This window comes from Streptomyces sp. NPDC034037 (genome assembly GCF_055575715.1).
In genome coordinates, this window is record NZ_JBVISC010000002.1 from 566,992 (window position 1) to 585,466 (window position 18,475).

General features: G+C 72.4%; 16 protein-coding genes. 8 read left to right on the forward strand and 8 right to left on the reverse strand.

Features of this window, described 5'->3' with window-relative positions; all coding sequences use genetic code 11:
* Nucleotides 1–173 precede the first annotated feature (173 nt).
* From egtA to egtD, 4 genes are read left to right on the forward strand one after another with little or no spacing between them, the layout of a single operon-like run.
* Nucleotides 174–1,517 carry an ergothioneine biosynthesis glutamate--cysteine ligase EgtA gene (egtA, locus tag ACZ516_RS08155; protein WP_361086840.1) on the forward strand — a complete coding sequence of 448 codons (1,344 nt, stop codon included), beginning with the start codon at nucleotides 174–176 and terminating at the stop codon, nucleotides 1,515–1,517.
* A complete protein-coding gene (gene egtB, locus ACZ516_RS08160; RefSeq protein WP_361086843.1) occupies nucleotides 1,514–2,872 on the forward strand; it encodes an ergothioneine biosynthesis protein EgtB in 1,359 nt (452 codons plus the stop codon). Before egtA ends, egtB begins: the two co-directional genes overlap by 4 nt.
* Nucleotides 2,872–3,627 (forward strand): ergothioneine biosynthesis protein EgtC, encoded by a 756-nt coding sequence (egtC, locus tag ACZ516_RS08165; protein ID WP_469009151.1) that lies wholly within the window; start codon nucleotides 2,872–2,874, stop codon nucleotides 3,625–3,627. The genes egtB and egtC overlap by 1 nt, the downstream gene beginning before the upstream one ends.
* Nucleotides 3,624–4,586, forward strand: a complete 963-nt coding sequence (egtD, locus tag ACZ516_RS08170; protein ID WP_469009153.1) for an L-histidine N(alpha)-methyltransferase — start codon at nucleotides 3,624–3,626, stop codon at nucleotides 4,584–4,586. Before egtC ends, egtD begins: the two co-directional genes overlap by 4 nt.
* Before the next feature lie 27 nt (nucleotides 4,587–4,613).
* On the opposite strand, the gene ACZ516_RS08175 is transcribed toward egtD, so the two are convergent.
* Nucleotides 4,614–5,870: an extracellular solute-binding protein gene (locus tag ACZ516_RS08175; protein WP_361086943.1), complete on the reverse strand. Its 1,257-nt coding sequence runs from the start codon at nucleotides 5,868–5,870 to the stop codon at nucleotides 4,614–4,616.
* A 238-nt stretch (nucleotides 5,871–6,108) separates the two neighbouring features.
* Between ACZ516_RS08175 and ACZ516_RS08180 the strand changes: the two genes are divergently transcribed.
* Entirely contained in the window at nucleotides 6,109–6,324 is a 216-nt protein-coding gene (locus tag ACZ516_RS08180; protein WP_358586921.1) for a dodecin, read from the forward strand.
* 36 nt (nucleotides 6,325–6,360) lie between these two features.
* Here the strand turns inward: ACZ516_RS08180 and ACZ516_RS08185 are convergent, their stop codons facing one another.
* Entirely contained in the window at nucleotides 6,361–6,849 is a 489-nt protein-coding gene (locus ACZ516_RS08185) for a phosphatase domain-containing protein (RefSeq protein ID WP_469009154.1), read from the reverse strand.
* 59 nt (nucleotides 6,850–6,908) lie between these two features.
* Between ACZ516_RS08185 and ACZ516_RS08190 the strand changes: the two genes are divergently transcribed.
* Nucleotides 6,909–7,919, forward strand: a complete 1,011-nt coding sequence (locus ACZ516_RS08190) for an LLM class flavin-dependent oxidoreductase (RefSeq protein ID WP_358586925.1) — start codon at nucleotides 6,909–6,911, stop codon at nucleotides 7,917–7,919.
* 36 nt (nucleotides 7,920–7,955) lie between these two features.
* Here ACZ516_RS08190 and ACZ516_RS08195 read toward each other — a convergent pair whose 3' ends face one another.
* Complete coding sequence (locus tag ACZ516_RS08195) at nucleotides 7,956–8,366, reverse strand: cold shock domain-containing protein (protein WP_469009156.1); 411 nt, start codon at nucleotides 8,364–8,366, stop codon at nucleotides 7,956–7,958.
* 164 nt (nucleotides 8,367–8,530) lie between these two features.
* Between ACZ516_RS08195 and ACZ516_RS08200 the strand changes: the two genes are divergently transcribed.
* Nucleotides 8,531–10,879: an ATP-binding cassette domain-containing protein gene (locus ACZ516_RS08200; protein ID WP_469009158.1), complete on the forward strand. Its 2,349-nt coding sequence runs from the start codon at nucleotides 8,531–8,533 to the stop codon at nucleotides 10,877–10,879.
* A 24-nt stretch (nucleotides 10,880–10,903) separates the two neighbouring features.
* Here ACZ516_RS08200 and ACZ516_RS08205 read toward each other — a convergent pair whose 3' ends face one another.
* Genes ACZ516_RS08205 through ACZ516_RS08215 form a run of 3 tightly spaced genes read right to left on the reverse strand, consistent with a single transcriptional unit; the run spans nucleotide 10,904 to nucleotide 14,316 of the window.
* A complete protein-coding gene (locus ACZ516_RS08205; RefSeq protein WP_361086861.1) occupies nucleotides 10,904–11,650 on the reverse strand; it encodes a succinate dehydrogenase/fumarate reductase iron-sulfur subunit in 747 nt (248 codons plus the stop codon).
* The gene (locus ACZ516_RS08210; RefSeq protein ID WP_469009159.1) at nucleotides 11,647–13,605 is read right to left on the reverse strand and encodes a fumarate reductase/succinate dehydrogenase flavoprotein subunit; all 1,959 of its coding nucleotides are present in this window, start codon (nucleotides 13,603–13,605) and stop codon (nucleotides 11,647–11,649) included. Before ACZ516_RS08210 ends, ACZ516_RS08205 begins: the two co-directional genes overlap by 4 nt.
* Before the next feature lie 3 nt (nucleotides 13,606–13,608).
* Nucleotides 13,609–14,316 (reverse strand): succinate dehydrogenase, encoded by a 708-nt coding sequence (locus ACZ516_RS08215; RefSeq protein WP_361086867.1) that lies wholly within the window; start codon nucleotides 14,314–14,316, stop codon nucleotides 13,609–13,611.
* A 95-nt stretch (nucleotides 14,317–14,411) separates the two neighbouring features.
* Here ACZ516_RS08215 and ACZ516_RS08220 point away from each other — a divergent pair, with 95 nt between their 5' ends.
* The gene (locus ACZ516_RS08220) at nucleotides 14,412–15,293 is read left to right on the forward strand and encodes a LysR family transcriptional regulator (RefSeq protein ID WP_361086870.1); all 882 of its coding nucleotides are present in this window, start codon (nucleotides 14,412–14,414) and stop codon (nucleotides 15,291–15,293) included.
* 43 nt (nucleotides 15,294–15,336) lie between these two features.
* Here the strand turns inward: ACZ516_RS08220 and ACZ516_RS08225 are convergent, their stop codons facing one another.
* Together ACZ516_RS08225 and ACZ516_RS08230 are read right to left on the reverse strand one after the other, a co-directional pair.
* On the reverse strand, nucleotides 15,337–17,481 hold the full coding sequence (locus ACZ516_RS08225) for a putative bifunctional diguanylate cyclase/phosphodiesterase (protein WP_469009161.1): 2,145 nt from the start codon (nucleotides 17,479–17,481) through the stop codon (nucleotides 15,337–15,339).
* The gene (locus ACZ516_RS08230; protein ID WP_361086876.1) at nucleotides 17,478–18,290 is read right to left on the reverse strand and encodes an SAM-dependent methyltransferase; all 813 of its coding nucleotides are present in this window, start codon (nucleotides 18,288–18,290) and stop codon (nucleotides 17,478–17,480) included. Before ACZ516_RS08230 ends, ACZ516_RS08225 begins: the two co-directional genes overlap by 4 nt.
* Between the last annotated feature and the right edge of the window lie 185 nt (nucleotides 18,291–18,475).

Here is an 18,475-nt window from a genome sequence, read left to right on the forward strand (position 1 = left end):
CGAGCGGCCGCGGCCGGCGCTCCTCGTGGCGCGGGTGAACGGCCGGTGAGCCGGGGATGTCGGCCGGGCGACGAGAAATTCCTGGTACGAGAACGGCTTCAAGGGCACTCTTGTGCGGATGGCTTCAAGGGTCTTGGGTGTGACGAGCACCTGCGACAGGAAAGGATCCTCCTATGCCCGAGGGAGACTGTACGAAGCACCTCCCTCCACCTCGCACCAAGGCACCGGACCCGGTGACCGAGGCGGAGGTGGAGGCACTGGTGCGCGGCATCTGCTTCAAGACGGGGCCGCCCCGCACCACCGGTGTCGAACTGGAATGGCTCGTCCACGAACCCGGACTGGCCCATCTGCCGGTCCCCGCGGCCCGTCTCGAAGCCGCCTACGCCGCCCTGCGGGCGCTGCCCGTGAAGGCGTCGCTCACCGTCGAACCCGGCGGACAGCTGGAGCTCAGCTCGCTGCCCGCCGCTTCCCTGATGGAGTGCGTGTCGGACATGCGGGCCGATCTCGGCCTCGTCCGCGACACCCTGCGCGGCCATCGCCTCACCCTCAGCGGGATCGGCGCCGACCCCTGGCGGCCGCCTTCGCGGTTCCTGCGCGAGCCGCGCTACGACGCGCTGGAGTCCTGCCTCGACCGCGGCGGCCCCGCCGGGCGCCGCATGATGTGCTCGACGGCGTCCGTGCAGATCTGCCTGGACGCGGGGTACGAGGAGCCGGGCCCGCTCGGCTACGCGCGGCGCTGGCGTCTGGCGCATCTCCTCGGTCCGGTCCTGGTGGCCGCGTTCGCCAACTCGCCGCTCCAGGAGGGCCGCCCCACCGGCTGGCGCTCCACCCGGCAGGCCGTGTGGGCGGGCATCGAACCCGGCAGGTCCGGCGCCCCGTCGCTGGAGGGGGAGCCGCGGGAGACCTGGACGCGGCACGCCCTCGACGCGCCGGTCATGTGCGTGAAGAGACCGCCGGGCGAGGAGGGGGCGTGGACCGTTCCCGAGGGGTTGACCTTCCGTGACTGGACCCGCTCGGGCCTGCCGCGGCCGCCCACCCGCGACGACCTCGACTACCACCTGACGACGCTGTTCCCGCCGGTACGCCCGCGCGGCCACCTGGAGCTGCGCATGGTCGACGCCCAGCCGGGCGAGGACGGCTGGATCGTGCCGCTCGCCGTGACGAGCGCGCTGTTCGACGACGCGCAGGCGGCCGAGACCGCCTACCGGGCCGTGAAGCCGCTGGCCGAACGGGACGGCCCGCCCGGCTCCGTCGCCGCGCCGCACAGTCCGCTGTGGCTGGACGCGGCGCGCCACGGCACGGCCGACGCCGAGCTGCGCGAGGCCGCCCTGGTCTGCTTCGCCGCCGCCGTCGACGCGCTGCCCCGGCTGGGCGCCGACGCCTCGGTGCGGGACGCCGTCGCCGCGTACGCCGAGCAGTACGTCGCGCGGGGCCGCTGCCCGGCCGACGACCTGCTGGACGGCCGGGGCGAGGCACTTGGACACGACGACGCCACGGGGAAGGACGCCCGACGATGAACGGCCCCACCACCGATCCGCAGGCCTTGCGCGAGCGCGCGCTCGCCGCGCTCCTCGCCGCCCGGGACCGCACGTCCCTGCTGACCGACTGTGTCGAGGACGCCGAACTGACGGCGCAGCACTCGCCGTTGATGTCGCCCCTGGTCTGGGACCTCGCGCACATCGGCAACCAGGAGGAGCAGTGGCTGCTGCGCGCGGTCGCGGGCCGCGACGCCATGCGGCCGGAGATCGACTCGCTCTACGACGCCTTCGAGCACCCCCGCGCCGAGCGGCCGAGCCTGCCGCTGCTCGCGCCCGCCGAGGCCCGCGGCTACGCGGCCGAGGTCCGGGGGCGGGCCCTTGACGTGCTGGACAGCACGCCGTTCCACGGCAGCGCGCTCACCGACGCGGGCTTCGCGTTCGGCATGATCGCCCAGCACGAGCAGCAGCACGACGAGACCATGCTCATCACGCATCAGCTGCGCTCGGGACCCGCCGCGCTCACCGCGCCGGACCCCGAGCCCGCGCCACCCTTCACCGGGCCGGCCGAAGTCCTCGTTCCCGGGGGCCCGTTCACGATGGGCACCTCCACCGAGCCGTGGGCCCTGGACAACGAACGGCCCGCGCACCGCCGCCTGGTCCCGCCGTTCTTCATCGACACCACGCCGGTGACGAACGCCGCGTACCAGCGTTTCATCGAGGACGGCGGCTACGAGGAGATGCGCTGGTGGTCACCGGCCGGCTGGGCCATGGTCCGGCGAAACGGCCTGCGGGCGCCGCTGTTCTGGCGCCGCGAGGGCGGGCAGTGGCTGCGGCGCCACTTCGGGACCGTGGAGCCGGTGCCCGCCGACGAGCCGGTGCTGCACGTGAGCTGGCACGAGGCCGACGCGTACGCGCGCTGGGCGGGCCGGCGCCTGCCGAGCGAGGAGGAGTGGGAGAAGGCCGCCCGCTACGACCCGGTCACCGACCGCTCCCTGCGCTACCCGTGGGGCGACGAGGACCCCACCCCCGAGCGGGCGAACCTCGGGCAGCGGCACCTGCGTCCGGCCCCGGCGGGCAGCTATCCGGCGGGCGCGTCGCCGTTGGGCGTACGGCAGTTGATCGGCGACGTGTGGGAGTGGACGTCCAGCGACTTCCTGCCCTATCCCGGCTTCGCCGCCTTCCCCTACCGGGAGTACTCGGACGTGTTCTTCGGCGGCGACTACAAGGTGCTGCGCGGCGGGGCCTTCTCGGTGGACGCCGTGGCCTGCCGGGGCACGTTCCGCAACTGGGACCACCCGGTGCGCCGGCAGATCTTCTCCGGGTTCCGCACCGCGCGGGACGCCGGCCCCGCGGAGGCGTCCGCACCGGAGGCAGCCGCGCCGGAGGCCTTCTGATGTGCCGTCATATCGCCTACCTCGGTCCGCCGGTGCCGCTGGAAAGCCTCCTCGTGACACCCCCGCACGCCCTGTACCGCCAGTCGTGGGCACCGCGCCGCCAGCGGTACGGCACGGTCAACGCCGACGGCTTCGGGGTGGGCTGGTACGCGGACGGGGACCCCGCGCCCGCGCGATACCGCCGCACGGGGCCGATCTGGGGCGACCAGTCCTTCGCCGACCTCGCCCGGGTCGTCCGTTCGGGGGCGCTGCTCGCCGCGGTGCGCGACGCCACTCTGGCGGGCGCCGACGGGGAGGCAGCGGCCGCGCCCTTCGCCGCCGGGCCCTGGCTGTTCAGCCACAACGGCGCCGTCAAGGGCTGGCCCGGGTCCCTGGCCACCCTGGCCGAGGGCCTGCCGCCCGCCGAGCTGCTCGCCATGGAGGCGCGCTGCGACTCCGCGCTGGTGTGGGCTCTCGCCCTGCACCGGCTGCGGCGCGGCGACGCGGCGGGGCAGGCCCTGGCCGACACCGTCCTGGAGGTCGCCGAGGCCGCCCCGGCCTCCCGTCTGAACCTCCTTCTGACCGACGGCGACACGATCACCGCGACCGCCTGGGGCGACACGCTCTGGTACCGCGCCGAGCCCGGTCGCGGCACCGTGGTCGCCTCCGAGCCCTACGACGACGATCCCCACTGGCGCGAGGTGCCCGACCGCACCCTGCTCGCCGCGAGCCCCACCGACGTACTGCTGACACCGCTCAAGGAGCCACCCGCGTGAGCCCGTTCCTGCTGACCCGCACCCTGCCCGAGGACGCGACCGGCGCCGCCCTGCGCGCCGACGTGCTGCACGGCCTGACCAGCGCCGTGAAGACGCTGCCGCCCAAGTGGTTCTACGACGCGCGCGGCAGCGCCCTCTTCGAGGAGATCACCACCCTGCCGGAGTACTACCCGACGCGCGCCGAGCGGGAGATCCTGCTCTCGCGTGCCGCCGAGATCGCGGACATCACCGGCGCCCGCACCCTGATCGAGCTGGGCTCGGGCTCGTCGGAGAAGACCCGCCACCTCATCGACGCCATGACGTCCCTGCACACCTACGTGCCCGTCGACGTCAGCGAGAGCGCGCTGACCGGCGCGGCGAACACCCTGCTCGCGCAGCGGCCCTCGCTCGACGTGCACGCCCTGATCGCCGACTTCACCCGGGGCCTCGCACTGCCGGGCACGCCCGGGCCGCGCCTGGTGGCCTTCCTCGGCGGCACGCTCGGCAATCTCCTGCCCGCCGAACGCGCCGCGTTCCTGTCCTCGGTGCGCGACCTGCTGGCCCCCGGGGACGCGCTGCTCCTCGGCACCGACCTGGTGAAGGACGAGTCGGTGCTCGTCTCGGCGTACGACGACCGGTCCGGGGTGACGGCCGCGTTCAACAAGAACGTCCTGGCGGTGATCAACCGCGAGCTGGACGCCGACTTCGACCCGGCCGCCTTCGACCATGTCGCCGTCTGGGACCGCGAGCACGAGTGGATCGAGATGCGGCTGCGCTCCACGGCCGACCAGACGGTGAAGGTCTCCGCGCTCGATCTGGCCGTCGACTTCGCCGCCGGCGAGGAGATGCGCACGGAGATCTCCGCGAAGTTCCGGCAGGACGGCGTACGCGCCGAACTGGCGGCCTCGGCACTGGATCTGACGCACTGGTGGACGGACGAGCGGGGCCGCTTCGCGCTGTCGCTGAGCACACCGGTGTGACACCGGCGGCGCGGGGCGGCCCCCCGGTCACAGTCCGCCGATGCTCAGCGCCCTGGTGATCTCGCGGGAGGCGGCACGGGCCTCGGTGGCCGGGTCGCCGCCCGTCAGGACCGCGGTCATGTACGCCTTGATGGGGTTGTCGGCCTCGACTGCGGCCCAGCGCGGCGAGTTGGGCGTCGCCCGCCCGTTCGCCGCGCCGGCGGCCATCGCGGCGACGCCCTCCTCGCCGGCGACGGCGGGGGCCAGCTTCGCCTTGTTGGGCACGTAGTTCATGGTCCTGGCCAGGTCGGTCTGCCATTTCTTGCCGGCCAGGGCCTCGATCACCTCGACGGCCCCCTTGTGGTCGTCGCCGCGTTCGGGCACGACGAGGTCGGAGCCGCCGGTGAAGACCGCGCCGGGCCTGCCCGCCTTCTTGCCGGGGATCGGAAAGTAGCCGAGTCTGCCCTTCAGGCGGGGGTTCTTCTCCTCGATGGCCCGGGCCGCGCCGGGCACCGCGATGATCTGGGCGACGCCGCCGCCCGCGAACACCCCGGCCTGCGAGGGGTGCTCCTCGTCGGCGTCGCGCGGGCCCCGGCCGAGGGCCTGGAGGCGCTGGTAGAACGCCATGCCGCGCAGCGCGGGGCCCGTGTGCAGGCTACCGCGCCAGTCGCCGGAGGACTCCTTGGTCTCCTCGGCGAGGTCGCCGCCCTCGTCCCAGATGAATCCGGCCAGGGTGTACCAGTCCTGGCCCGCGAGGTAGATGCCCTGGTCGCCGCCGGTGTTGAGCTTCTCCGTGTCCGCGAGCCACTCCTCGCGGGTGCGCGGCGGCCGGGTGATGCCCGCCTTCTCGAAGAGGTCCTTGTCGTAGATGACGACGCGGTTGGCCGCGTACCAGGGGATGCCGTACTGGGCGCCGTCGTAGCGGCCCGGCTCGGCGAGTCCGGGCAGCCAGTCGTCCATGCCGAGGTCGCGCGCGGACTCCAGGGTGAGGTCGTACAGGCCGCCCTCGTCGACGTACTGCGCGACCTGGGTGTTGCCGACCTCGATGACGTCGGGCCCCGAGCCGTCCTCCTCCTTCAGCGCCCGTTTGACCTTGGCGCCGATGCCCGTCCACTCCTGGACCTCGACGTCCAGGTCGATGTCGTCGTGCTCCTTCTCGAACTCCTCGGTGAAGCGCTCGACGAACTCGGGGGACGCGCTGCCCTTCATGAGCCAGACGGTGACGGTCCTCGGCTCGTCCTGCCCGGGCAGCAGCCCGCACCCGGCCAGCAGGACGGCACAGGAGAGGGTGAGGGCCAAGGGCATGACGGGGCGGCGGTGCGGGTTCACGTGGGTCACTTTCTGCCTGCGGACAGGGAGGGGCAGCCCGACGCGGGGGGTGAGCAGATGGCTCGAACGGGTACTGGCTGGATTTTGGTCCGTACCAATGGAGCGGTCAAGGGGTGTTTCGTCACGGACGCCGTCTCGCGTGTCGGCATGTGCTGGTGCACGGTGGAGTGACGTACTTCCAAGACGTCATCCCACGGCCGGGAGGAATCCCCTCATGTCGGACCACACCTACCGCGTCACCGAGATCGTCGGCACCTCCCACGAGGGCGTCGACCAGGCGATCCGCAACGGCATCGCGCGGGCCTCGCAGACGCTGCGCTCGCTGGACTGGTTCGAGGTCACGCAGGTGCGCGGACACATCGAGGACGGGCAGATCCAGCACTACCAGGTCGGGCTGAAGGTCGGCTTCCGCCTGGAGGACGAGGCGTAGGCGCCGCACCGGGCGCCTGTCCGCCGGAAGGAGCGGTCAGGTGCGGCCCTCGCGTTCCTGGGCGTCCCGCAGCTCCCCCGACGGGCTCGCCCAGTCGGCCCGGACGACCGTGAAGCCCGCGCGGCGGGCCTCGGCGCAGACCAGTTCGTCGTCGTCCACGAGCACGCGCACCTTCCGCGCGCGGGCCATGGACCGCAGGATCTCCAGCTTCGTGCGGCGGGCGGGGCGCCGGTCGTCATTGCGGCGCATCCAGACGCGGCCGGGCGGCAGGCCCTGGCGGGCCAGCCACTCCTCGGTGTCCGTGCGGCAGCGCTCGGGGCGTCCCGTGAGGTAGACGACCTCGCACTCCCGCGCGCTGTCCAGGGCCAGTGCCACGCCCCGTACCAGCGGCGGATCGTTCTTCGCCGCGGCGAAGAACGCGTCCCAGTCGCGGGGCGCGCGCTCCAGGTACCGCTGCCGGTGCGCGGTGTCCGCGAGGGTGCCGTCGAGGTCGAACACGGCCAGAGGTCTGCTGTCGTCGCTCACGGCGCCAGCGTAGTCAGCGCGGCCGGGAATCACGGCGGACGTCAGGCGTTGAAGCCTGTGTGAGCTCAGTGATCGCGGCAACCCGGTTCTCCGTCCTCGACCGTTCGCGCACCCGTGAGGGGCACGACGGGTCCGAGGCCCTGCGCGACACCGTGCGCCTGGCCCAGGAGGCCGAGGCGCTCGGCTACCACCGCTTCTGGGTCTCCGAGCACCACGGCGTGCCGGGGGTGGCCGGCTCGGCGCCGACGGTCCTCGCCGCGGCGGTCGCCGCGGCCACCCGCACCATCCGGGTCGGCACGGGCGGCGTGATGCTGCCCAACCACCGCTCGCTGGTGGTGGCCGAGCAGTTCGGGGTGCTGGAGTCGCTCTTCCCCGGCCGGATCGACATGGGACTCGGCCGTTCCGTCGGATTCACGGACGGCGTCCGCAAGGCGCTGGGGCACGACAAGCACGACGCGCGGGACTTCGCCGCCCAGCTGAGCGAGCTGCTCGCCTGGTTCCGCGGCACCTCCGGCACCGGCGTCCACGCCCGCCCGGCGGAAGGGCTCACGGTCCCGCCGTACGTGCTCGCCGTCGGCGAGGGCGCGACGATCGCGGCCGAGGCGGGGCTTCCGCTGGTCATCGGGGACATCAAGGGGCGGGGGAAGATGCTGCGCGGCATCGAGACGTACCGCGGCGCGTTCCGCCCCTCGCCCTGGCTGGCCGAGCCGTACGTCATGATCGCGGGCACGGTCGCCGTCGCCGGGAGCGAGGAGGAGGCCCGCCGGCTGCTGATCCCGGAGGCCTGGTCGATGGCGTACTCCCGCACGCACGGCACGTTCCCGCCGCTGCCGCCGGCCGAGCGCGTGGAGGCGCTGGCGATGACGGACAAGGAGCGCGACCTCTACGAGTCGGGGCTGCGCGGCCAGGTGCACGGCACGCCCGAGCAGGTCGCCGACGAGCTGGAGCGGGTCATCAAGGAGAGCGGCGCGCAGGAGGTGCTGGTGACGACCAGTACGTACGACCGCGCCGGGCTCAGCCGGTCCTTGCGGCACCTGGCCGAGGTGGCGGGGCTGACCCCGGCCGCCTGAGGATCCCGCCCGCGCCGTCGCAGGCCGCGAGGCCGCTCAGGAGTCCGCCCAACCCCGCTTCTCGGCGAACTCCAGCAACCTCGCGCGGACGCGTACGATCTGCTCGCCCGTCAGGTCGGGCGCGGCGGACAGCAGGGCCTCGGTGATCTCGTGGGTGAACTCGGCCCGCGACAGGACGTCGCACACGCCCTCGTCCCCGCCCGTCGGCGCCGCGACGGCGGGCGCGGTCGGCGCCACGTGGTCCGTGAGGTGCGCCGCGAAGGCCTTGCGGCCGCGGTCGTTGGCGATGATCTGGAACTCGACGCGTGCCCCGGGCACGAGGGCCCCGGGATCGCCCGCGAAGACCGACGTGTGCAGGAAGACGTCCTCGCCCCCGTCGTCCGCCGCGATGAAGCCAAAACCGCGTGTCTCGTCGAACTTGAGAATCGTGCCCGTACCCGAAGCCATGTCCCCCACCACCTGACGCCGCCGCAAGAGCGCACACCCTAACAAGGGCCCGTGGCGCCCAGGTAGACCCGGTCGGGCTCCGGCGCGCGAGGGGTGCGCGGGGCGGCGTCGCGGGGGAGGTAAAATTGTGGGGTTTGTCCCCGAGCCGCGTACGGAGTCCGCCGATGCACAGCCCTCACGACCCGTACGTACGCGTCCGGGGTGCCCGGGAGCACAACCTCCGGGGCGTCGACGTGGACATCCCGCGTGACGTCCTCGCCGTCTTCACCGGCGTCTCGGGGTCCGGCAAGTCCTCGCTCGCCTTCGGGACGATCTACGCCGAGGCCCAGCGGCGCTACTTCGAATCCGTCGCGCCGTACGCCCGGCGTCTCATCCACCAGGTGGGCGCCCCGAAGGTCGGGGAGATCACGGGGTTGCCGCCGGCGGTCTCGCTCCAGCAGCGCCGGTCGGCGCCGGGTGCGCGCTCCTCCGTCGGCACGGTCACCACCCTGTCCAACTCGCTGCGGATGCTCTTCTCCCGTGCGGGCCGCTACCCCGAGGGCGCCGAGCGGCTCGACTCCGACGCCTTCTCGCCGAACACGGCGGCCGGCGCCTGCCCGGAGTGCCACGGCCTGGGCCGGGTGCACCGCACCTCCGAGGAGCTGCTGGTCCCCGATCCCTCGCTGTCCATCCGCGAGGGGGCGATCGCCGCCTGGCCCGGCGCCTGGCAGGGCAAGAACCTCCGTGACGTCCTGGACGCGCTGGGCCACGACGTGGACCGCCCGTGGCATGAGCTGCCGGCGGCCGACCGGGAGTGGATCCTGTTCACCGACGAGCAGCCGGTGGTGACCGTGCACCCGGTGCGCGAGGCGGGGCGGATCCAACGCCCTTACCAGGGCACGTACATGAGCGCCCGGCGCTATGTGATGAAGACCTTCTCGGACTCCGAGAGCCGGACGCTGCGCGCCAAGGCGGAACGGTTCCTCACCAGCGCCCCCTGCCCGGTGTGCGCCGGGAGCAGGCTGCGCCCCGAGGCGCTGGCGGTGACGTTCGCGGGCCGGACGATCGCCGAGCTGGCGGCGCTGCCCCTGTCGGACCTGGCCGACGTCCTGGAGAGCGGCGCCGGTTCGTCCCCGACGGCGCGCGTGCTCACCGATGATCTGCTGGCCCGTATCGCGACCGTCACCGAACTCGGGCTCGGTTATCTCAGCCCGGACCGCGCCACTCCCACCCTGTCGGCGGGAGAGCTCCAGCGTCTGCGGCTCGCGACGCAGCTACGGTCGGGGCTCTTCGGCGTGGTGTACGTCCTGGACGAACCGTCGGCCGGCCTCCACCCGGCGGACACCGAGGCCCTGTTGACGGTTCTGGACCGTCTCAAGGCCGCGGGGAACACCGTCTTCGTCGTGGAGCACCATCTCGACGTCGTGCGGCACGCGGACTGGCTCGTGGACGTCGGACCGCAGGCGGGCGAGCACGGCGGGCGGGTGCTGCACAGCGGCCCGGTGGCCGAGCTGGAGGGCGTCGAGGAGTCCGCGACGGCCCGTTTCCTCTTCGGCCGCGCTCCGGCTCCGGTACGCCGAAGTCGTACGCCCCGGGGCTGGTTGAAGGTCGGTCCGGTCACGCGGCACAACGTATGCGGGGTGACGGCGGAGCTGCCTCTGGGCGCCTTCACCGCCGTCACGGGCGTCTCGGGTTCCGGCAAGACCACACTCGTCGGCGAGATCACCGAGGAGCTGGCGGGAGTCGGCCGGCTGGTCCGCGTCGACCAGAGGCCGATCGGGCGCACCCCGCGCTCCAACCTCGCCACGTACACCGGCCTCTTCGACGTCGTGCGCAAGATCTTCGCGGGCACGGACGCGGCGCGCGAGCGCGGGTACGGCGTCGGGCGGTTCTCCTTCAACGTGGCGGGCGGCCGGTGCGAGACCTGCCAGGGCGAGGGGTTCGTCAGCGTCGAGCTGCTCTTCCTGCCGAGCACGTACGCGCCCTGCCCGGACTGCGCGGGGGCCCGCTACAACCCCGAGACGCTCGACGTGAGGTATCTGGGCAAGAGCATCGCCCAGGTCCTCGACCTGACGGTCGAGGCGGCCGCGGAGTTCTTCGCGGACACCCCGCCCGTGCTGCGCAGTCTGCGCACGCTCCTCGATGTCGGGCTCGGCTATCTGCGGCTCGGCCAGCCGGCCACGGAGCTGTCGGGCGGCGAGGCCCAACGGATCAAGCTGGCGGGCGAGTTGCAGCGGGTGCGGCGCGGCCACACGCTCTACCTCCTCGACGAACCGACGACCGGCCTGCACCCCGCCGACGTGGAGGTGCTCACGCACCGCCTGCACGAACTGGTCGACGCCGGGAACTCGGTGGTCGTCGTCGAGCACGACATGGCGGTGGTGGCGGGCGCGGACTGGGTGATCGACCTGGGCCCGGGCGGCGGCGACAGCGGCGGACGGATCGTCGCGGCGGGCCCGCCGAGGGACGTGGCACGGGCGGAGGGCAGCCGTACCGCCCCGTACCTGGCCCGGGCCCTGGACCAGGCACCGTAAAGGGCGCGGGCCCCTGCGAAAGACCTACCGGCGCACCTTCCGGGTGGCTCGCAGCCACTCCTTGTTCATGGCGGAGATGGAGGGCAGCGGAATGCCCTTGGGGCAGGCGGAGGCGCACTCGCCGGTCAGCGTGCAGCCGCCGAAGCCCTCCTCGTCCATCTGCGCCACCATGTCCAGGACGCGGGTCTCCCGCTCGGGCGCGCCCTGCGGAAGCACGTTCAGATGGTTGACCTTGGCGGAGGTGAACAGCATGGCCGACCCGTTGGGGCAGGCCGCCACGCACGCCCCGCAGCCGATGCACTCGGCGTGCTCGAAGGCGGCGTCGGCGTCCGGCTTGGGCACGGGCGTCGCGTGCGCGTCGGGCGCGGAGCCCGTCGGGGCGCTGATGTAGCCGCCGGACTGGATGATCCGGTCGAAGGCCGAGCGGTCCACCACGAGGTCCTTGACGACCGGGAAGGCGGCGGCGCGCCACGGCTCGACGTCGATGGTGTCGCCGTCGGCGAAGGACCGCATGTGGAGCTGGCAGGTCGTGGTGCGTTCGGGGCCGTGCGCGTCGCCGTTGATGACGAGCGAGCAGGCGCCGCAGATGCCCTCGCGGCAGTCGTGGTCGAAGGCGACGGGGTCCTCGCCCTTGACGATCAGCTCTTCGTTGAGGGTGTCGAGCATCTCCAGGAAGGACATGTCCGAGGAGATGCCGTCCACCTCGTACGTGGACATCGCGCCGTCGGCGTCGGCGTTCTTCTGGCGCCAGACGCGCAGGGTGAGCTTCATGCGTAGCTCCGCTGGGTGGGGTGGACGTACTCGAAGACGAGGTCTTCCTCGTGCAGGACGGGGGCCTCGCCGGTGGCGGTGAACTCCCAGGCGGCGGCGTAGGAGAACTCCTCGTCGCGGCGGGCGGCCTCGCCGTCCGCGGTCTGGGACTCCTCCCGGAAGTGGCCGCCGCAGGACTCGGCGCGGTGCAGGGCGTCGAGACACATCAGCTCGGCGAGTTCCAGGTAGTCGACGACGCGGTTGGCCTTCTCCAGGGACTGGTTGAACTCGGCGCCGGTGCCGGGGACCTTGACGCGGCGCCAGAACTCCTCGCGGATCCGCGGGATGCGCGCCAGGGCCTTGCGCAGGCCGCTCTCGGTGCGGGCCATGCCGCAGAACTCCCACATCACCTCGCCGAGTTCGCGGTGGAAGGAGTCGGGGGTGCGGTCGCCGTCGACGGCGAGAAGCAGGTTCAGGCGGTCCTCGGTGTCGGCCAGCACCTCCTGGACGACGGGGTGTTCGGCGTCGATGCCGCCCTGGTGCGGGTTGCGGGCGAGGTAGTCGTTGATGGTGGAGGGCAGGACGAAGTACCCGTCGGCGAGGCCCTGCATGAGGGCGCTCGCGCCGAGCCGGTTGGCGCCGTGGTCGGAGAAGTTGGCCTCGCCGATGGCGAAGAGCCCGGGGACGGTGGTCTGCAGGTCGTAGTCGACCCACAGGCCGCCCATCGTGTAGTGCACGGCGGGGTAGATCCGCATGGGCACCTCGTACGGGTTCTCGGCGGTGATCCGCTCGTACATGTCGAAGAGGTTGCCGTACTTCTCCTCGACCTTCTGCCGGCCCATCCGCCGGATGGCGTCGGCGAAGTCGAGGTAGACGCCCTGGCCGCCGGGGCCCACTCCCCTGCCCTCGTCGCACACGTTCTTCGCGGCGCGCGAGGCGATGTCGCGGGGCACGAGGTTGCCGAAGGAGGGGTAGATCCGCTCCAGGTAGTAGTCGCGCTCGTCCTCGGGGATCTCGTTGGGCGGGCGCCGGTCGCCCTTGGCCCGCGGCACCCAGATGCGGCCGTCGTTGCGCAGGGACTCGCTCATCAGCGTCAGCTTGGACTGGTGGTCGCCGGTGCGCGGGATGCAGGTGGGGTGGATCTGGGTGAAGCAGGGATTGGCGAAGTACGCGCCGCGCCGGTGGGCGCGCCAGACGGCGGTGGCGTTGGAGTTCATGGCGTTGGTCGACAGGTAGAAGACGTTGCCGTAGCCGCCGGTGGCCAGCACGACGGCGTCCGCGAAGTAGGTGTCGATCCTGCCGGTGATCAGGTCGCGGGCGACGATGCCGCGGGCCCGCCCGTCGACGACGATCACGTCCAGCATCTCGGTGCGCGGGTGCATCTCGACGTTGCCGGCGGCGATCTGCCGCGAGAGTGCCTGATAGGCGCCGAGCAGGAGCTGCTGGCCCGTCTGGCCGCGCGCGTAGAAGGTGCGGGAGACCTGGACGCCGCCGAAGGAGCGGGTGTCGAGCAGTCCGCCGTACTCGCGGGCGAACGGCACGCCCTGCGCCACGCACTGGTCGATGATCTCGACGGAGATCTGTGCGAGGCGGTGCACGTTGGACTCGCGGGCGCGGAAGTCGCCGCCCTTGACGGTGTCGTAGAAGAGGCGGTGGACGGAGTCGCCGTCGTTGCGGTAGTTCTTCGCGGCGTTGATGCCGCCCTGCGCGGCGATCGAGTGGGCGCGCCGCGGTGAGTCCTGGTAGCAGAACTGCACGACGTGGTAGCCCTGTTCGGCGAGGGTGGCCCCGGCGGAGCCGCCGGCCAGTCCGGTGCCGACGACGATCACGGTGTGCTTGCGGCGGTTGGCGGGGTTGACCAGCTTCGCCTGGAAGCGGCGGGTGTCCCAGCGCTCGGCGATCGGGCCGCTCGGGGCCTTGGCGTCGACGAGCGGCTCGCCGGTCGTGTACGCGCGGTACTCACTGGAGTGATTCATGGGTCAGCTCACCAGTCCGGTCATGACGGCCACGGGCACGGAGACGAAGCCGGCGGTCAGCACCAGGGCGAGGCCGCCCGCCAGGGGCTTGAGGACGCGGTCGCGGGTGGCGGTGCCGACGCCGAGGGTCTGCGCGGCGCTCCACAGGCCGTGCCGCACGTGCAGGCCGAGGGCGACGACGGCGACGATGTAGATGACGTTGCCGTACCAGGTCGAGAAGGTGTCGATGACGTTCTGGTACGGGTGCAGGTGCTCGTAGCCGCCCGGGTGCACGGTGCCGGTCGTCAGGTCGAGGACGTGCCAGACGATGAAGAGGGCGAGGATGACGCCTCCCCAGCGCATGGTGCGGGTCGCGAAGCTCGCCCGCGCCCGCTTGTGGACGTAAGGAGTGGGGCGCGCCCGGATGTCGCGGCGGCTGAGCTGGTAGGCGGACGTGGCGTGTGCGACGACGGCGGCGACGAGGACCACGCGGATCAGCCAGAGCGTCCACTCGCGGTGCATGAACGGCGCGCCGACGGTGCGCAGCCACTGGGCGTAGTGGTTGATCTCCTCCGGTCCGAAGAAGATCTTGAGGTTGGCCACCATGTGCGCGACCAGGTAGAGCAGCATGATCAGACCGCTGACCGCCATGACGGTCTTCTTGCCGACGGTGGAGTCCCAGAGCGTGCGGGTCATGGACGGCCGTTTGTCCGTCCGCGTTGCCAGAGCCATGTCCGTGACGCTACGGCCGCAGGTCCCGATCGGTCCAAGAGATGGTTCTGCTCATCTCAATAGCCTGTACCTATGGATGGACGTACAGTGCGGGCATGCAATTCCAGCAGCTGCACTACTTCGTCGCGGTCGCCGAGGCGCGGCACTTCACGCGGGCGGCGGAGAAGGTCCATGTCTCCCAGCCCTCGCTGTCGCAGCAGATCCGGGCCCTGGAGAAGGAGCTGGGCGCGGAGCTGTTCAGCCGGGCCCGCGGCAACATCACGCTGACCGACGCGGGCGAGGCGCTGCTGCCCCTGGCCCGCCGCATCCTCGCGGACGCGGACACCGCCCGGATCGAGGTGCAGGAGCTGGCGCGGCTGCGCCGGGGCCGCATCCGGCTCGGCGCGACCCCCAGTGTGTGCACGGGGCTGCTCCCGCAGGTGCTGCGCGCCTTCCACGACCGGCATCCTGGGATCCAGCTCCTCGTCGAGGAGAGCGGCTCGCACGACCTCGTACGGGCGCTGGCGCGCGGCGCGCTGGACCTGGCGCTGGTGGTGCTTCCGCTGCCCGGTCCCGCGCCCGCGCTGACCACCGTGGAAGTGCTGCGCGAGGACCTGGTCGTGGTGTCGTCCCCGCGGGCCCGGGCGCTGGGCGCCACCGTGCGGATCGCGGATCTCGCGGGTGAGCGCCTCGTGATGTTCCGCCACGGCTACGACCTGCGGGAGCTGACCGTCGCCGCCTGTCGCGCCGAGGGGTTCGAGCCCGAGTTCGCCGTGGAGGGCGGTGAGATGGACGCGGTGCTCGGCTTCGTACGGGCGGGGCTCGGCGTGGCGGTCGTCCCGCGCATGGTGGCCGAACGCTCGGGCTCGGACCTGCGGGTGACCCCGCTGGCCGGCCCGAGCCTGCACCGGACGATCGCCCTCGCGCACCGCAGTGACGTGGCCCCGCCACGGGCGGCGCGGGAGCTCCAGCGGATGCTGCTGGCCCGGGACGGGTGAGGGCTTTTTTGGGGGGCGCCTCGCCGGAGCACCCCCGGCGAGGTCAGCTGATCGCGTCCGCCAGCGCCAGGTCGTGCAGCTGGTCCGGCGGCCCGGGCCTCGCGTAGTACCAGCCCTGAGCCGTGTCGCAGCCCAGTTCCCGCAGCTGGTCGGCCTGCGCGCCCGTCTCGACGCCCTCGACGGTGACCGCGAGGTCCAGGCTGTGGGCGAGCGAGACGATGCCCTCGACGATCTTCAGGTCGACGGGGTCGGCCGGGAAGTGCTGCATGCCCTGGGTGAAGGAGCGGTCGAGCTTGAGGACGCTCACCGGCAGCCGCCGCAGGTTGGCGAGGTTGGAGTAGCCCGTGCCGAAGTCGTCGAGCGCGATGTCCACGCCCATCTCGGCGAGCCTGCGCAGCGGTTTGAGCAGGTCGTCGTCGGCTCCTATCAGCGCGGACTCGGTGACCTCCAGGCAGAGCGAGCCCGGTTCGAGGCCCTCGCGCTCCAGAATGTCGACCGTGTCGGAGACCAGGCCCGGATGGGTGAGCTGCATGGGCGAGAGGTTGACGTTGACCCTCAGCGGCCCGGCGGCCGCCCCGACCGGGGTGCGCGCCTCCCACAGGCGGGCCTGGCGCATGGACTCCTCGAGGACCCAGCGGCCGAGCGGCACGATCAGGCCGGTGTGCTCGGCGAGCGGGATGAACCGGTCCGGCCCGATGACGCCGTGCTGCGGGTGCAGCCAGCGCACCAGCGCCTCGGCGCCGCGCACACTGCCGTCACCGAGGTGCACCAGCGGCTGGTACTCGATGAAGAACTCGCCGCGCTCCAGCGCCGCGGGCAGCGCCGTGGTCAGGCCGTGCCGGGTGATGGCGCGGGCGTCCGCCTCGGGGTCGGCCAGTTCGTAGCGGTTGCCGCCCGCCGACTTGGCGCGGTACATCGTGATGTCGGCGCTGCGCAACACGTCCGCCGCGCCACGCTCCCCCGCCGGGCCCTCCACGATGCCGATGCTGCCGCGCACGGTCAGCTCGCGGCCCTCGACGCGGATGGGCGCGGCGAGGGCGTTCATGATGCGCCCGGCCAGCTCGTCGACCTCGGTCTCGGTGTCGGGGCCCGTGGTGAGCGCCACGAACTCGTCGCCGCCGAGCCGGGCGACCATCTCGCCGGGCGCGGTGGCACACGACTGGAGCCGGTCGGCGACCTCCACGAGCAGCCGGTCGCCGGCCGCGTGCCCGAGGCTGTCGTTGACGGTCTTGAAGCCGTCGAGGTCGAGGTAGCAGAGCCCGAAGCGGGCGTTCTCCCCCGCCGCCAGGGCCTTCTCCAGGCGCTCGAAGAACAGCGTGCGGTTGGGCAGCCCGGTGAGGGCGTCGTGGGTGGCCTCGTAGCGCAGACGCAGGTTGAGCAGCCGCCGCTCGGTGGTGTCCTCCATCAGCGCCAGCTGGTACTGCGGAAGTCCGTCCGCGTCGCGCAGCAGCGAGACGGTCAGGTTCGTCCACAGGACCGTGCCGTCGGGGCGGTAGAAGGCCTTCTCCACGCGGTAGTGCTCGCGCTCGCCGCGCACCAGCTCCTCGTACAGCTTCCATACGTGGGGCGAGTCGTCGGGGTGGGTCCACTCCGCGGCGTTGCGCCCGCGCAGGTTGCTCTCCAGGCCGCCGAACATGCGCACCAGCGCGTCGTTGACCTCCAGGATCGTGCCGTCCAGGTCCGCGATGCCGATGCCGATGGCCGCGCCGTGGAAGACGGCCCTGAAGCGTGCCTCGCTCGCGTGCAGGGCTTCGGCGACGGCACTGCGGGCGCTGAGCGCGGCGCGGGAGATCGCCTCCTGCTCGGTCCGGGTGCGCTCGCGCAGCGCCTGGGCGAAGCCCGCCGCGAGCGCGTGCTGGATCCGCGCGCTGCGGGCCCGCAGCTCCTCCCGGGGGCCTTCGCCGCCGCAGTACAGGACCAGGTAGGCCTCGACGCAGTCGAGGGTGCGGCTGAGCGCCTCGGGGTCGGTGCAGTGGTTGTCGATCAGGGCGGCGCCGACGGCCTTGCCCTGCGCCGCGTCGAAGACCCGCTCCTGGAGGGCGTCCCGCAACCTGCGGGCCAGCGGCACCAGTTGCAGCTCGAACTCGGGGCGGGTCAGCGAGGTGGCCGTCACCGGGAAGATCGCGCGGCTCCAGATGGTGGCGAACCTGCGGAGTCTTCCCTCCGGTCCGTCCGGTTCGGCGCTCAACGCTTTTGTCCCACACCCGCGAACCCCGAGAAGGAGTAGGGGTCCTCCTCCTCGGGCGCCGTGTCGGGCCGCCAGTGCGGCATCGGCACCAGGCCGGGTTCCACCATGTCGTACCCCTCGAAGAACCGCGCGATCTCCTCGCGCGAGCGCATGATCAGTGGATTGCGGATGTCTTTGTATACACCGACCGTCCCGCCCGCTTGCTCGGGGGTAACCGGAATCCCTTCGTACGACGCGTGGGTCAGGACGAGCAGGCTGCCGGGCGCGAGGGCGTCCCTCAGCTCGGCGACGGCCGCGCAAGGATCGTACGCGTCCTCGACGAAGTGCAGGACGGCGACGAGCAATAGGGCCACCGGGCGGTCCAGGTCGAGGAGGGAGCCCACCTCCGAACTGCCCAGAATGTCGCGGGGCTTGCGCAGGTCGGCGTTGAGGACCGCGCAGCGTTCGTCGCCGTCGAGGACGGCCTTGCTGTGGGCGACGGCGACCGGGTCGTGATCGACGTACACCACGCGCGCCTCGTCGCTGGCCTCCTGCGCCACCTCGTGGACGTTGCCGAAGGTGGGGATGCCGGAGCCGATGTCGAGGAACTGGGTGACGCCCCGGTCGACGGCGTGGCGGACCGCTCTGCGCATGAAGGCGCGGTTGGCCTGCATGACCTTCGGCAGGCCCGGCATGTACTCCATGGCCTTGCGGGCGGCCTCCCGGTCGACCTCGAAGTTGTGCGAACCGCCCAGGTAGTAGTCGTAGATACGGGAAACGCTGGGCATCGTGAGATCGATGCCGAGCGGGGCCCAGGCGGGACGCTCCATCAAGACTCCAAGGCATAGGGGGCACAGGGGCATAGGGGGTGGCGCGGGCGATCCGATGTTCGAGGGTGAGGCTACTGATCGTCCGCCAAGGGGGCGAGTCAAAACGGAAATCCGCCGTCCGTTCTCGGTCACCGCCCTTGGCACGCGCCCTGTCCCACGCCGAGAACCGGCCCGTCCCTCCTGGT